The organism is Streptomyces sp. NPDC054834, from assembly GCF_053611185.1.
This window is the reverse complement of sequence record NZ_JBSGZV010000042.1, coordinates 1-13,288: the sequence shown is the minus strand read 5'-3', so window position 1 is coordinate 13,288 and position 13,288 is coordinate 1. Positions and strand designations below refer to the sequence as shown.

General features: G+C 71.7%; 16 protein-coding genes. 9 read left to right on the top strand and 7 right to left on the bottom strand.

What is annotated here, in order from left to right; translation table 11 throughout:
* The first annotated feature begins 297 nt into the window (after positions 1-297).
* The 5 genes from ACWGJM_RS37580 (at position 298) to hemC (ending at position 4,197) form a co-directional block, all read left to right on the top strand.
* A complete protein-coding gene (locus tag ACWGJM_RS37580) occupies positions 298-1,278 on the top strand; it encodes an ATP-dependent DNA ligase (RefSeq protein WP_453416309.1) in 981 nt (326 codons plus the stop codon).
* A gap of 124 nt (positions 1,279-1,402) precedes the next feature.
* The gene (locus tag ACWGJM_RS37575; RefSeq protein ID WP_453416244.1) at positions 1,403-2,179 is read left to right on the top strand and encodes an NPP1 family protein; all 777 of its coding nucleotides are present in this window, start codon (positions 1,403-1,405) and stop codon (positions 2,177-2,179) included.
* A gap of 56 nt (positions 2,180-2,235) precedes the next feature.
* A complete protein-coding gene (locus ACWGJM_RS37570) occupies positions 2,236-2,754 on the top strand; it encodes a hypothetical protein (protein ID WP_453416243.1) in 519 nt (172 codons plus the stop codon).
* Entirely contained in the window at positions 2,751-3,218 is a 468-nt protein-coding gene (locus ACWGJM_RS37565) for an N-acetyltransferase family protein (protein ID WP_453416242.1), read from the top strand. The genes ACWGJM_RS37570 and ACWGJM_RS37565 overlap by 4 nt, the downstream gene beginning before the upstream one ends.
* Positions 3,219-3,261: 43 nt before the next feature.
* The gene (hemC, locus tag ACWGJM_RS37560) at positions 3,262-4,197 is read left to right on the top strand and encodes a hydroxymethylbilane synthase (protein ID WP_453416241.1); all 936 of its coding nucleotides are present in this window, start codon (positions 3,262-3,264) and stop codon (positions 4,195-4,197) included.
* Between the two features lie 22 nt (positions 4,198-4,219).
* Here the strand turns inward: hemC and ACWGJM_RS37555 are convergent, their stop codons facing one another.
* The 4 genes from ACWGJM_RS37555 to ACWGJM_RS37540 form a co-directional block, all read right to left on the bottom strand.
* Positions 4,220-4,753, bottom strand: a complete 534-nt coding sequence (locus ACWGJM_RS37555; RefSeq protein WP_453416240.1) for a hypothetical protein — start codon at positions 4,751-4,753, stop codon at positions 4,220-4,222.
* Between the two features lie 189 nt (positions 4,754-4,942).
* The gene (locus ACWGJM_RS37550) at positions 4,943-5,788 is read right to left on the bottom strand and encodes an ABC transporter permease (RefSeq protein WP_453416239.1); all 846 of its coding nucleotides are present in this window, start codon (positions 5,786-5,788) and stop codon (positions 4,943-4,945) included.
* Positions 5,748-6,584, bottom strand: a complete 837-nt coding sequence (locus tag ACWGJM_RS37545) for an ABC transporter ATP-binding protein (protein WP_453416238.1) — start codon at positions 6,582-6,584, stop codon at positions 5,748-5,750. Before ACWGJM_RS37545 ends, ACWGJM_RS37550 begins: the two co-directional genes overlap by 41 nt.
* Positions 6,581-7,036, bottom strand: coding sequence for a MarR family winged helix-turn-helix transcriptional regulator (locus ACWGJM_RS37540; RefSeq protein WP_453416237.1), 456 nt, complete (start codon positions 7,034-7,036; stop codon positions 6,581-6,583). Before ACWGJM_RS37540 ends, ACWGJM_RS37545 begins: the two co-directional genes overlap by 4 nt.
* Positions 7,037-7,201: 165 nt before the next feature.
* Between ACWGJM_RS37540 and ACWGJM_RS37535 the strand changes: the two genes are divergently transcribed.
* Entirely contained in the window at positions 7,202-7,999 is a 798-nt protein-coding gene (locus ACWGJM_RS37535) for an RNA polymerase sigma factor SigF (RefSeq protein WP_453416236.1), read from the top strand.
* Between the two features lie 13 nt (positions 8,000-8,012).
* Here ACWGJM_RS37535 and ACWGJM_RS37530 read toward each other — a convergent pair whose 3' ends face one another.
* Positions 8,013-8,345 (bottom strand): ANTAR domain-containing protein, encoded by a 333-nt coding sequence (locus tag ACWGJM_RS37530; protein WP_453416235.1) that lies wholly within the window; start codon positions 8,343-8,345, stop codon positions 8,013-8,015.
* A gap of 199 nt (positions 8,346-8,544) precedes the next feature.
* Between ACWGJM_RS37530 and ACWGJM_RS37525 the strand changes: the two genes are divergently transcribed.
* Positions 8,545-9,369, top strand: coding sequence for a VOC family protein (locus ACWGJM_RS37525; protein WP_453416234.1), 825 nt, complete (start codon positions 8,545-8,547; stop codon positions 9,367-9,369).
* A 21-nt stretch (positions 9,370-9,390) separates the two neighbouring features.
* On the opposite strand, the gene glgX is transcribed toward ACWGJM_RS37525, so the two are convergent.
* Complete coding sequence (gene glgX, locus ACWGJM_RS37520) at positions 9,391-11,538, bottom strand: glycogen debranching protein GlgX (protein ID WP_453416233.1); 2,148 nt, start codon at positions 11,536-11,538, stop codon at positions 9,391-9,393.
* Positions 11,535-12,038 carry a pep a2 gene (locus ACWGJM_RS37515; RefSeq protein WP_453416232.1) on the bottom strand — a complete coding sequence of 168 codons (504 nt, stop codon included), beginning with the start codon at positions 12,036-12,038 and terminating at the stop codon, positions 11,535-11,537. Before ACWGJM_RS37515 ends, glgX begins: the two co-directional genes overlap by 4 nt.
* A gap of 301 nt (positions 12,039-12,339) precedes the next feature.
* On the opposite strand from ACWGJM_RS37515, the gene ACWGJM_RS37510 reads away from it, so the two are divergent.
* Together ACWGJM_RS37510 and ACWGJM_RS37505 are read left to right on the top strand one after the other, a co-directional pair.
* Positions 12,340-12,639 carry a DUF5133 domain-containing protein gene (locus tag ACWGJM_RS37510; RefSeq protein ID WP_453416231.1) on the top strand — a complete coding sequence of 100 codons (300 nt, stop codon included), beginning with the start codon at positions 12,340-12,342 and terminating at the stop codon, positions 12,637-12,639.
* A gap of 74 nt (positions 12,640-12,713) precedes the next feature.
* Positions 12,714-13,288, top strand: a 575-nt coding sequence (locus ACWGJM_RS37505; protein WP_453416230.1) for a maltotransferase domain-containing protein, incomplete at its 3' end; no start/stop codon positions are given.

The following is a 13,288-nucleotide window of genomic DNA, read 5'->3' as shown; positions in this document are numbered from 1 at the left end:
CTCACTCCGCCCGGTACAGCTCGGCGAGCAGCGGATCACCGCCTGCTGGGCGGGCAGTACGTCTCCTCGGTGGCCGGGCGGGAGTCCGGGGCCGCAGATCCGGGGTGGCGGTACCGAGCCGGGCGCCCGGCAGGCCGCTCCGGCGACCGCCTACCGGACGGGACCGGTACGGGCCTGTCCGCCGTCCGTCACCGGCGCCCGGCCTGCTTCACCGGCGGCACCGGCCGTTCAGGGGAACCGGCCGGGAAAGGCGCGTGAGCCGGCCGGGCGCGGTCGACACCTTCAGCCGTGACCGCCGTGACGCTGCCGCTGATCCCGCCGATGCTCGCCACACCCGGCTCGCTGCCGCCCGCCGCGCAGGACGCCCGGTGGGCCTACGAGACCAAGCAGGACGGCCAGCGCGTGGTGGTCTACCTGCCCGGCGACGGCAGCCTGCTGCTGCGCAACCGCTCCGGCGAGGACATCACCGCCGCCTATCCCGAACTCCAGCCGCTCGGTCGCGCCCTCGGCACCACCCCCGCCGTCCTGGACGGCGAGGTCCTCGTCCTCGACGAACACGGGCGCGCCGACTTCCAGTTGCTCCAGAGCCGCATGGGCCTCGCCCACGCACCGGCCCGGGCGGCCCGCCGCGCGGCACAGGTGCCCGCCCACCTGGTGCTGTTCGACGTGATGCACCTTCAGGGAACCCCTCTGCTCCCCCTCCCCTACGTCCGGCGCCGGGTACGGCTGGAGGACCTCGGCCTCGAGGGGCCGTCCTGGTCGACCCCGGCCGCCGCCGTCGGCCACGGTGCGGAGGCACTGCGGGCGACCCGGGAGCACGGGCTCGAGGGCCTGGTGTGCAAGCGGCTGGACTCGGTGTACGAGCCCGGCGTGCGCTCCCGCGCCTGGATCAAGATCCGGAACATGCGCAGCGAGGACGTCATCGTCGGCGGCTGGCTGCCCGGGAAGGGGCGGCTGACCGGGCTGCCGGGTGCTGTGCTGGTCGGCCAGCGCGCCGCCGGCCGGCTGCGGTACGTCGGCGGGGTGGGCACCGGCTGGAGCGAGGCCGAGCGGGCCGAACTGGCCCTGCTGCTGCGGACCGCCGAGACCGGCGTGTGCCCCTTCGACCCCGTGCCGCCGGTCTCCGGCGCGCACTGGGTGCTGCCCAGGCTGGTCGGCGAGGTCAGCTACAGCACCCGTACCCGGGCGGGCATGCTGCGCCAGCCGTCCTGGCTGCGACTGCGCCCGGACCTCGCGCCGGAGGAGTCGGCGGCGGACCTGCCCGACGACACGGTCTGACACCGTCCGACGCGACGTCACTGTTGGGCACGACTTCATCACCGGTACGCCCGTGCCCCCTTGGCAACGCAAGGCCGGGCGTGGATGCTGAACTGCCTTGCCCCCCACCCCCGTTGGAGGACCAGTGTCGTCCCGCACGTTCCGCATCGGGCGCCGGAGATGGCTCGCCGGACTGGCCGGTGCCGCCGCCCTCGTCGTCGCCTTCCCCGCCGCCGCCTTCGCCGCCCCGCCCCAGGCGCTGCCCGTCAACGCCGAGGCCGCGGAGCTGACGTACCAGCCCGCCTTCGACTACGACACCGACGGCTGCTATCCGACGCCCGCCATCGGCCCGGACGGCACGGTCAACGGCGGTCTGAAGCCGACGGGCGCGCTCAACGGCAACTGTCACGACGCCTCCGACCTGGACAACACCAACGGCTACTCGCGCTACAAGTGCGACAACGGCTGGTGCGCCTACATGTACGGCCTGTACTTCGAGAAGGACCAGGCCCTGCCGGGCAGCAGCATCGGCGGTCACCGGCACGACTGGGAGCACGTCGTGGTGTGGGTGCGGGACGGCCAGGTCCAGTACGTGTCGACCTCGAACCACGGCTCGTTCACCGTGCACGCGGCCTCCGAGGTCCGCTTCGAGGGTACGCACCCGAAGGTCGTGTACCACAAGGACGGCATCAGCACCCACTGCTTCCGGCTGGCGGGCGGCAACGACGAACCGCCGGAGAACCACAAGCACACCTGGCAGTACCCGCCGCTGGTCGGCTGGAACGGCTACCCGGCTGGACTGCGCGACAAGTTGAGCGCCTACGACTTCGGCAGCGCCCACTTCGGGCTGAAGGACGACAGCTTCGCCTCGCACCTGGCCAAGGCCAAGCCGTCCGGCATCACGTTCGATCCGGCCGGCTGAGATCGTCGGGGAGCTCCGGTGTGGACGCCCTCCGGCCGGAGCTCCATGATGTCTTGATGGATCTTCACACGGAACTGCCCCCGGCGGTGGACGCCGATGCCCTGCTCGGCCTCGCCGAGGACCACCACGCCCGCACCGTGTGGTACGTGGGTCCCCGGGAGGCCGCCGGTCACTTGGTGAAGGTGTACGCGTTGCAGGCGCGGGGCCGCAAGGTCACCGAGCAGGACGCGGAGGCGGCACTGGAGGTCGCCGCGGCCCATCTGGCGCTCGGCCGGGCGCGGGGGTCGCTCGGGCTCGCGGTCCTGATCGTGCACGCGGGCGGAGACGGGGACTACGTGCTGGTGCACAGCTGGATCGAGGGGTACATGTCCGATCTGGCCGTCTTCACGGGGCCCGAGGAGCGGCCCGACCTGCTGCGGCCGGGGCGGGCGGGGCTCGCTCCCTGCGTGTGGGAGGCGGCCGTGCTCGCGCACGAACGGGAGGCGTTCTCCCGGCACGTCCTCGACGGCACCGGCCCGCTGCCGGAACGTCTCGCCGCGTGGAGCCGGGACGCGCTGGCGGGAGAGGTCTGTTGACCGGCACCGCCCGGGTGCGGCACGCCGAGCGCGCCGATCTGCCGCGGGTCGCCGAACTGGCCGCCCGGCACGCGGAGTACGAGCGTGCCGCGCCGCCGTCACCGGACCTCACGGCACGGCTCGCCGCGCTGCTCTTCGACACCGCCCCGCCGCGTCTGAGCTGCCTGGTCGCCGAGGCGCCGGACGGGCAGCTCGTCGGGTACGCGGCCTGCGCGCCCGAACTGTCCACCTGGGAGGGGCGCGAGTACCTGCACATGGACTGCCTGTTCCTGGCACCCGGCCACCGGGGCCACGGGCTCGGTCCGTTGCTGATGGACGCGGTCGTCGCCGAGGCCCGGCGGCTGGGCATCGCCGAGGTGCAGTGGCAGACGCCGGTGTGGAACGAGGGTGCCGTGCGGTTCTACGACCGGCTCGGCGCTGAGGCGAAGGAAAAGTTCCGCTACAGCCTGACGGTCACACGGTGAAGGGTGGCACCCAGGGGCCCCGCGCACCCACTATCGTGTCCCCATGGCTGTCCCGGAACTCATCCGTATCGTCTCCCGCGACTCGCCGATGGCGCTCGCCCAGGTGGAGCGGGTCCGCGCCGAACTGGCCGCCCTGCACCCGGAGGTGCGCACCGAGGTCGTACCGGTGAAGACGACCGGGGACAAGTGGCTCGGCGACCTGTCGAAGGTCGAGGGCAAGGGGGCGTTCACCAAGGAGGTGGACGCCGCCCTGCTGGCCGGTGCGGCGGACCTCGCGGTGCACTGTGTCAAGGACGTGCCCGCCGACCGGCCGCTGCCCGCCGGGACAGTGTTCGCCGCGTTCCTCAAGCGGGACGACATCCGTGACGCGCTCGTCCACCCGGACGGACTCACCCTCGGCGAACTTCCGCCGGGCACCCGCATCGGCACCTCCTCCGTGCGCCGGATCGCCCAGCTGGCCACCTCCCATCCACACCTGGAGTGCGTGCCGTTCCGCGGCAACGACAACCGCCGCCTGGAGAAGCTCGCGGCCGGTGAGGCCGACGCGCTGCTGCTGGCGGTCGCCGGTCTGGAGCGGATCGGGCGGCGGGACGTGGTCAGCGAGGTGTTGTCGCCGGAGACGATGATGCCGCCGATCGGGGCGGGCATCCTCGCCCTTCAGTGCCGCGAGGGCGACACCGAACTGATCGACGCGGTCAGCGGACTGGGCGACCCGGACACCCACCGGGAGGCCACCGCTGAGCGCATGTTCCTGCATGTGCTCCAGGGGCACTGCAACAGCCCGATCGCCGGGTACGCGCGCGTCGACCACGGCGGCGAACTGTCCCTGCGGGCGTGTGTGTTCACCCCGGACGGCAAGACCCGGCTGAACGCCCACGAGTGGGCGGGCCGCCTCGACCCGGCCACCCTCGGCACATCGGTCGCGGTGTCCCTGCTGCGGCAGGGCGCCCGGGAGATCATCGACGGCATCCCGCATTGAGAGCCGGAACCGGGCGCGGCCGTCAGGCGGTGGCGGTGCCCGGCTCTCCCTGGTCCCGCAGGAAGGCGCTGACCTGGTGGGCCAGGCTGCCCGGTCCGACGCCCGTGGCGGCGCCGGCGCCGACCTGGCCCTCGTGCACGCCGATGCCGCCCGCCCACAGCCGGCGCTCGGTCCACTCCTCGTCGACCCGCAGCTGGATCTGGACGTCCACCTGGGCCAGGGCGGCCTCGGGACCGGCCGCGTACAGCACGGCGGTGGCGCGGCGCAGCGGGTAGACGTCGAAGCCCTCGATGAACTGGGAGTTGCGCCAGTCGATGAAGGCGCCCTCGCCGTCGGGGCCGAGGCGGACGTCGATCTGGCCGTCCTCCAGGTGCACGAGGAAGTGCTGGTCACCCCGGTTCTCGACGGTCACCCGGAGACGGAAGTACGTCAGCCCGGCGGCGGCGTCGTCCCGTCCGCGCGGTGGCTCCGCCGCCTCCAGACGGTGGACGCGGACCCGCAGACCGGCATGCTCCTCGTACTCCTGCCAGTCCCCGACCACGTTCGGCTCGTACACAGTGCCCCTCTCGACCTCAAGGCCTGCTTCCTATCTGTGGGCTCAGCGCACTGTCAAATGAGCAGAATGCGCTGTGGCCAGGGGATTCGCCCGCTTTGATCGACGATCAAGCGTTGCGCAGCAGGAATCCCGTCACCGGGCCCGCCGACAGGGTGAGGGTGCGTGCCGCACATCACGTCCTCGGCAAGATCAGCGGGCCAGTCGGCCGAGCAGTGAGGAGGCGGCGGTGATGCCGAGCGCGGCGGCCACCGCGAGAACGCCGAAATCGGCGGCGAGATGCGCGGGCGTGCCGAGCAGGAGGCCGCGCAGGGCGTCGACCTGGTAGCTGAGCGGGTTGACCTTGCTGACCGCCTGGAGCCAGCCGGGCATCACGGAGATCGGGTACAGGGCGTTGGAGCCGAAGAACAGCGGCATCGTGATCGCCTGCCCGAAGCCCATCAGCCGGTCGCGGCTGAGCACGATGCCCGCGATGGTCATCGAAAGGCAGGAGAAGAAGACGGAGCCGAGGACGACGGCCGCCGCGACGCCGAGCAGCTTCAGCGGGTTCCAGGTCAGGGCCACGCCGAGCACCGCCGCGATGACGATGACGACGACGGCCTGGATCAGCGACTTCACACCCGCCGCGAAGGCCTTGCCGGTGATCAGCGCCGACCGCGGGGTCGGGGTGACCAGGAGCTTGTCGAGGATGCCGGCGTCCCGCTCCCAGATGATCTGGATGCCGTAGAAGATGGCGATGAACATCGCGGACTGGGCGATGATGCCGGGCGCCAGATAGTCGATGTAGGGGATGCCGCCGGTGGGTATCGCCCGGATCCGGGTGAAGGTCTGGCCGAAGATCAGCAGCCACAGGGCGGGCTGGACCGCCCGGGTGTACAGCTCTGTGCGGTCGTGGCGCAGCTTCTGCAGTTCCACGGCGCACATCGCCACGACCCGGGCGGGCAGCAGCCGCCAGCCCGCCCGCGGCACGGGTGGGCTGAGCAGCAGGGCCGTGCCCTCATCCGACGCGGTTCGCGGTGCGGCGGGTGCTTCGGACATCGCGGAAACCTCCTTGCGACTGCTCGTCGAGACCACTGCCGGCGACGTCCCGGAAGACGTCCTCCAGGGTGGGCAGGGTGGCCGTCCCCCGGCGTTCGGCGAGGCCGCGGCGCAGTTCGGCCGGGGTGCCCAGGGCCCGGACGCGGCCGCGGTGCATCAGGCCCACCCGGTCGCAGTACTGGTCGGCCTCGTCCATGTAGTGGGTGGTGACCAGGACCGTCATGCCGGTGGCGGCGCGGACGGCGTTGATGTGCTCCCAGACGCCGGTGCGGGCGATCGGGTCCAGACCGATGGTGGGCTCGTCCAGGATCAGCAGGCGCGGGGCGCTGACCAGGGCCTGGGCGAGTTCCAGGCGGCGGACCATGCCGCCGGAGTAGGTGCCCGCGAGCCGGTCGGCGGCCTCGGCGAGGCCTACGGCGGTCAGCGCCTGGCCGACCCGGGCGGCACGCTCACGGCGGGGTACGTCGAAGACCCGCGCGAACAGGCCGACGTTCTCGCGTCCGGTGAGCCCGCTGTCGGCGGACAGCTGCTGCGGAACGTAGCCGAGCAGCCGGCGTACGGCCATACGGTCCCTCGCGGTGTCGTGGCCGAAGACCCGGACCATGCCGGGCGGGACCGGCAGGAGGGTGGTGATGCAGCGGATGGCGGTGGTCTTGCCGGCGCCGTTGGGGCCGAGCAGCCCGAAGACCTCGCCCTCGCGCACCGCCAGGTCGAGGCCGTCGACCGCGTTGGTGTCCCCGAAGGCGTAGGCGAGCCGGGCACAGGTGACGGCTTCGGCGCTGGTGTCCCGCGTCATGATTCCTCGGCCTCCTCGTGCAGGGTGACGGCCAGCTTGCGCAGGGCCGGAAGCGCGGCGCGCAGCGCCTCCCGGTCGGCTTCGCCGAGCCGGGCCACGTGCCGGCCGACCAGGGCCGCCCGCCGCCGCTGCCAGTCGCTCAGCCGGTCGCGGGCCGCCTCGGTCAGTTGCAGACGGGCGGCGCGCCGGTCGGCCGGATCGGTCTGCCGGAGCAGGTATCCGTCCCGGACCAGCTGATTGGCCAGGGTCGACACCGAGTTGCCGGCCAGGTACAGCTCCTTGGCGGCGTCCGAGATGCCGATGCCCGGGCGGGCCTCGACCAGGCGCAGCAGTTCCACTTCGGCGCCGCGCAGCCGCGGCACGGTGAGTCCGCCGCGCAATCGGCGGCGGATGAGCCGCTGCACCCCGACCAGGGCGTCGGCCAGTTCATCCGGAAAGGTCTCCGATTCCACATGGCGAGATTACCTCTGTCACAGAGGTAATCTCACCCAAGCGGAGGTCAAGAGCGAGGAGAAGGGAGATAATCGGTGTGTGTCACTCTATAAGGTGATTTGCTTTGAGACATCCGACTGCGGAAGTGTCTTCCCACCCGGCATCCGCTGAGGGAGGTGCGCGCGATGCGTGGCACCAACAGGACGAAACCCCACCCGCACGACGACGCCCCGGACACCGCCGAGGCCTTCGAGCGGCTCGCGGTACTGCCCGACGGCCCGGAGCGGCAGGCGCTGCGGGACGAACTGGTCCGGCTCTGGCTGCCCATGGCCGAGCGGATCGCCGTGCGCTTCCGGGGCCGCGGCGAGTCACTGGAGGACCTGTACCAGGTGGCGGCACTGGGCCTGGTGAAGGCGGTCGACCACTTCGACCCGGCGCGCGGCCGTGCCTTCGAGGCGTACGCCGTACCGACCGTCACCGGCGAGATCAAGCGCCACTTCCGAGACCACATGTGGACCCTGCACGTGCCGCGCCGGGTGCAGGACCTGCGCAACCGCGTGCGGAGCACCGTGAAGGACCTGGCGCAGACGACCCCGGGCCGCGCGCCCACCGTCGCCGAGATCGCCGAGCGCGCTCACCTGTCCGAGGACGAGGTGCTGACCGGTCTGGAGGCCCTGGAGTGCTTCACGGCGCTGTCGCTGGACGCCGAGATGCCCGGCACGGACGGTTACGCGCTGGGAGACGCCCTGGGCGGGCCCGAGCCCGGCTACGACCTGGTCGTCGACCGTGCGGCGGTCAGACCCTGTCTTCAGGCGCTGCCCGAACGCGAGCGCGTGATCCTCTACCTGCGGTTCTTCCGCGGCATGACGCAGAGCCGGATCGCACAGCAGCTCGGCATCTCACAGATGCACGTCTCCCGGCTGCTCAGCAGCTGCTTCACGAACCTGCGAGAGGAGTTGCTGGCCGAGACAGACCTGGTCTGATCCGTCTGATCCGTCACTCGGGCGGCGCGCCGGGGATCTGGGTCGGGCCGTGCCGGTCGAGAGCGTCCTCCAGTGCGGCACCGACGTCGGCCGGCATGTCGCCCGTCCGGCCCCAGATGAGCACGAGCTCGGCTACGTTGCGCAGCTTGATGTTGGTGTGCTGGGAGACCTCCTTCAGCACCACCCACCCCTGGTCGGGCGTGACCCTCCCCAGCCCGACCATCACCCCGATCGCCTGGTCCACGACGGCGTGCGAGGTGACGGCCTCCTTCAGCTGCTGGACCTCTTCCTGCAACGCGAGGACGCGGTCCGGGTCGGCCTCGTCCTGGCGGCCGTTCGTGGTCATGGTCGCCTCCCTGTCGGCGCAGGACTTCACCTCGCGGCCCTCAGCCCATCAATACACCGTCGTGCCGGGCCCCGCCATGCGCCACCCAGCCGTTTGGGAGCGCACGGACGGGGTACTCCGCAGGCGTCCGTACCATTTCCGGATGGACACTGGTGGGAGACCGGTGGCTGCCGGTCGCCGAGACCAGGACGCGACTGCCATGAATCACGACACCACCCTCCCCGGCGGTACTACGGACCCGCGGAACCTCACGCACGTCGTCTCCACGCACTCCGTGTTCGGCACGCCCTGCTGGGTGAGTCTGACCAGCCGCGACCTGCGGGCCACACAGGAGTTCTACGGAGCCGTCCTGGGCTGGCAATGGCGCGAGGTCCGGATGGGCGACCACTTCCGCATCGCGCTGGCGGGCGGCGTACCGGTCGCGGGGATCGCGGCGGTCGCCACCATGTGGCAGATGGCGGTGGCGTGGACGCCGTACTTCGCGGTCCCGGACGCGGACGTGGCCGCGGCGCGGGCCCGGGAACGCGGCGGTACGGTGGCCGTCGGCCCGCTGTCCTTCCCGCCCGGCCGGGCGGCGCTCCTCGCCGACCGGGACGGTGCCACCTTCGGCATCTGGGAAGGCAAGCTCGTCTCCAACTGGGAGGCCTGGCGGCAGGCGGCACCGACCTTCATCCGGTTGCACACCCGCAACGCCTTCGACTCGGCCATCTTCTACGGCGAGATCCTCGACTGGGCCGCTTCGGACCGTCCCGGCTGCTGCCAGGTCGAGTACGAAGGCGGCGAGGTCGTGCTGCGCAGCCGGGGCAACGTGGTGGCGCGCATCGACTCCGGTGCGGCGGAGGCGGCGCCCGACCCCACGGTCCGGCCGCACTGGCAGGTCCACTTCGCCGTGGACGACGTGGCGGCCTGCGCCCGGGCGGCGGAGAAGCACGGCGGGAGCGTGCTGCGGGAGGATGTGGACGAGGCGATCCTGCGCGACCCCGACGGCGCGCAGTTCACGGTCACGGCCCGATCCGACCGGTGACTGGCCTCCGGGGCCGCACGGCTACGCGGGTGCGCTGCGGGACGGGCGGGACAGCAGTACGAGGCTGCGCGGCTCCAGCCGCAGGCGGGTGCCCGCCTTGCGTTCCCGTTCGTCGGGGACGCCCTCGGGGTCGGCGGTGTCGATCAGCGTGGCCCAGCGCTCCCCGTAGGTCTGGTCGGGCAGGCGGAAGTACACGGGCTCCCAGTAGCCGTTGAGGAGCAGCAGGAACGAGTCGTCGACCACCGGGCGCCCGTACGCGTCCCGTTCGGCGATGGCGTCCCCGTTGAGAAAGACGCCGACCGAGTGCGCGTCGGCGCGCTGCCAGTCACGGTCGGTCATCTCGCGCGCGTCGGAGCGCAGCCAGACCAGATCGGGCAGCGGCTGCTCGGAGTTGGTGGCCGTCTCGCCGCGGAAGAAGCGGCGGCGGCGCAGTACGGGATGCGCGGTGCGCAGCGCGATGACGTGCCGCGTGAAGTCCGTGAGCGTGCGCTGCTCCTTCGTCAGCCGCCAGTCGATCCAGGACACCTCGTCGTCCTGGCAGTAGGCGTTGTTGTTGCCGCGCTGGGTGCGGCCCAGTTCGTCGCCGTGGCAGAGCATCGGGATGCCCTGCGACAGCAGCAGCGTGGCCAGCAGATTGCGCTGCTGGCGGGCGCGCAGCTCCCGTACGGCGGGGTCGTCCGTCTCGCCCTCCACCCCGCAGTTCCAGGACCGGTTGACGCTCTCGCCGTCCTGGTTGTCCTCGCCGTTGGCCTCGTTGTGCTTGTCGTTGTACGACACGAGGTCGCGCAGGGTGAAACCGTCGTGCGCGGTGACGAAGTTGACGCTGGCGCGCGGCCGGCGCCGGCTGTGCCCGTACAGGTCTGCGGAACCGGTCAGCCGGGAGGCGAACTCGCCGAGGGAGCCGGGCTCGGCCCGCCAGAAGTCCCGTACGGCGTCCCGGTAGGGGCCGTTCCACTCCGACCACAGCGGCGGGAAGTTGCCCACCTGGTAGCCGCCCTCGCCGAGATCCCACGGCTCGGCGATCAGCTTGACGCGGCTGATCACCGGGTCCTGCTGGATGAGGTCGAAGAACGCCGACAGCCGGTCCACCTCGTGGAACTGCCGGGCCAGGGTGGCCGCGAGGTCGAAGCGGAAGCCGTCGACGTGCATCTCGGTGACCCAGTACCGCAGCGAGTCCATGATCAGCTGGAGCACGTAGGGGTGCCGCATCAGCAGGCTGTTGCCGGTGCCGGTGGTGTCGTAGTAGTGCGCCCAGTCGCCGTCGACGAGACGGTAGTACGAGGCGTTGTCGATGCCCCGGAAGGAGAGGGTGGGGCCCAGCTCGCTGCCCTCGGCGGTGTGGTTGTAGACCACGTCGAGGATCACCTCGAGCCCGGCCTCGTGCAGCGCCTTCACCATCGCCTTGAACTCGTCGACCTGCTGGCCCCGGGTGCCGACGGCGGCGTAGGCGTTGTGCGGCGCGAAGAACCCGATGGTGTTGTAGCCCCAGTAGTTGGACAGGCCGCGGTCCTGGAGCACGCCGTCGTGCACGAACTGGTGCACCGGCATCAGCTCGATGGCGGTCACGCCGAGTCCGGTCAGGTGCTCGACGACCGCGGGGTGGGCGAGGCCGGCGTAGGTGCCGCGCAGCCGCTCCGGGACGCGGGGGTGGGTGCGGGTCAGTCCCCGTACGTGCGCCTCGTAGATCACGGAGTCGGCGTACGGCCGCCGGGGCGGGCGGTCGTCGCCCCAGTCGAAGTACGGGTCTATGACCACGCCGAGCATGGAGTGCCCGGCACTGTCGGCCGGGGAGGGACCGCTCGGCGCTCGTTCGTACAGCGAGGCGTGGTTGTCGATCTGCCCGTCGACGGCCCGCGCGTACGGGTCGAGGAGCAGCTTGGCCGGGTTGCACCGGTGGCCGAGGTCGGGGTCCCAGGGTCCGTGGACCCGGTAGCCGTAGCGCTGCCCCGGCCCGACCCCGGGCAGGTAGCCGTGCCAGACGAAGCCGTCGACCTCGTTGAACGGAACGGGGGTCTCGGTGCCGGAGTCGTCGAGAAGGATCAGGTCGACCCGCTCGGCCACCTCGCTGAACAGGGCGAAGTTGGTGCCCTGCCCGTCGAAGGACGCGCCCAGCGGGTAGGGGTGCCCGCTCCACACGGGCGCCCCTTTCCGGGATCGCCGCGCGGTCATCGGACCCCTTCCAGGACACCGTCCGTCGCGGCGGAGAGGGCGGTCACCGGCAGTTCGCGGGGAACGTCGAGCCCCTCGATGAGGTTGGGCGAAGGGGCCGTCGGGACCAGCGGGACGCGCTGGCCGGCGCGGGCGCGCCGGGAGAACCAGATGATCTTGCTTCCGGTGTCCGTGGCGCAGCAGCCCCAGCCGTCGCTCATCGCGGCGATACGGACCAGGCAGGTGCGCAGGTCCTGGTCGGGGCGGAGGTCGCGGTCGTCGCCGCCGACGGCGGTGATGAGGTGCTGGCCGTTCCACCACATCTCGATCGAGATGTGCTTGTCGGTCGCGTGCTCGTCGATCGCCCGCAACAGCAGTTCGGTGCCGCTGCGGACCGGATCCACGAGGTTCTCGAGGTCCCAGTAGCGGAGGTGGGCGGCCAGGATGCGGCTGACCTGTCCGACCCGTTCGGGGCTGACTTCCACGTCGAGGTGGTAGTAGCAGGGCACTGCGGTCTTCATCGTCGCTTACTCCTCACCGGCGAAGCTCTCGCTCGTGCTCGCCCCGCCCGGCCCGGTGCCGGACACGGAGTGTGAGCGCTGATCGCTTCTGAGTCAGATCCACAGTGCGCGCGCTACGCCATTCGTGCAACACGAGAGCGCCAATGAGGTAGTTGAAGAGCCAACAAGACGCTGCGTGGCTGTGCGTGCACCATAAGTGAAAGCCTCGATCGCCGTAACGGATCCGTGCCTCTCCGTGCCCGGATGCCACCCGACCGTCGGGAAGCGTGCCCAGTCGAGAGCGTCGGAAGGTGAAGGGGCCATGCTGCTACCCGCGAAGGCCGAAGTGGCCCGGCTGTTGCGGCGGTACCGGGCGTGGGAACGGCTGACGCTCGCCTCACCCTCCGACCGTGCCGTACGGGCCGCCTTCGAGGACTCGGGTTACACCCTGTGCGTACTGATGGGAAAGCGGTGCGCCCGGGAGGCCGCGGACGCCGCCGAGCGCTATCTGCGCACCACCCTCGCCGTCTACCTCCAGGAGCAGGCCGGGCGGCCCCTCGTACAGGGCCGGGCGAGACGGGCTCCCCCGCCTGACCGGCGGCCGACGGCGGGAACGTACTGACCTGATCTTCCAGCACCCATCGGATTCACAACCGGCCCCCGGGCCCGGCTTCGCGCACGGCGGAGGTGACACCCATGAGCTCGACCGAGACCATCGGCCGCATCCCGGTCCGGGACGTCCAACCTGCCGTGGAGTGCGGCAGGCGCCCGGCGAAGGCGGTCGTCGGCGAGACCTTCCAGGTCACCGCTTCCGTCTTCCGCGAGGGGCATGACGCCGTCGGTGCGAATGTGGTGCTGTGCGATCCCGAGGGCCGCCCGGGCCCCTGGACGCCGATGCGCGAACTCGCCCCGGGCACCGACCGGTGGGGCGCCGAGGTCACCCCGGAGGCCACGGGCCGCTGGACGTACGCGGTGGAGGCCTGGAGCGATCCGGTAGCCACCTGGCGGCACCACGCGCGGGTCAAGGTCCCGGTCGGGATCGACACCGGCCTGGTGCTCGAGGAGGGCGCCGAACTGCATGCCCGGGCCGCGGCCGGGGTGCCCGCGGGCCGGGAGCGCAGGGTGGTCCTGGCGGCCGCGCGGGCCCTGGGCGACGACTCCCTGTCCCCGGAGTCCCGTCTGGCGGCGGCGTTGGCGCCGGAGGTGGCCGAGGTCCTCGCCCGGTATCCGCTGCGGGAACTGGTCACCGCCTCCGAGACCCTGCCCCTGCT

Coding starts and splice junctions, on each gene's coding strand:
- hemC (WP_453416241.1), top strand. CDS start 3,262: ATGGCTGTCCCGGAACTCATCCGTATCGTCTCCCGCGACTCGCCGATG.
- ACWGJM_RS37545 (WP_453416238.1), bottom strand. CDS start 6,584: ATGACGCGGGACACCAGCGCCGAAGCCGTCACCTGTGCCCGGCTCGCC.
- ACWGJM_RS37535 (WP_453416236.1), top strand. CDS start 7,202: ATGCGTGGCACCAACAGGACGAAACCCCACCCGCACGACGACGCCCCG.
- ACWGJM_RS37570 (WP_453416243.1), top strand. CDS start 2,236: ATGGATCTTCACACGGAACTGCCCCCGGCGGTGGACGCCGATGCCCTG.
- ACWGJM_RS37510 (WP_453416231.1), top strand. CDS start 12,340: ATGCTGCTACCCGCGAAGGCCGAAGTGGCCCGGCTGTTGCGGCGGTAC.
- ACWGJM_RS37550 (WP_453416239.1), bottom strand. CDS start 5,788: ATGTCCGAAGCACCCGCCGCACCGCGAACCGCGTCGGATGAGGGCACG.
- ACWGJM_RS37525 (WP_453416234.1), top strand. CDS start 8,545: ATGAATCACGACACCACCCTCCCCGGCGGTACTACGGACCCGCGGAAC.
- ACWGJM_RS37530 (WP_453416235.1), bottom strand. CDS start 8,345: ATGACCACGAACGGCCGCCAGGACGAGGCCGACCCGGACCGCGTCCTC.
- ACWGJM_RS37515 (WP_453416232.1), bottom strand. CDS start 12,038: ATGAAGACCGCAGTGCCCTGCTACTACCACCTCGACGTGGAAGTCAGC.
- glgX (WP_453416233.1), bottom strand. CDS start 11,538: ATGACCGCGCGGCGATCCCGGAAAGGGGCGCCCGTGTGGAGCGGGCAC.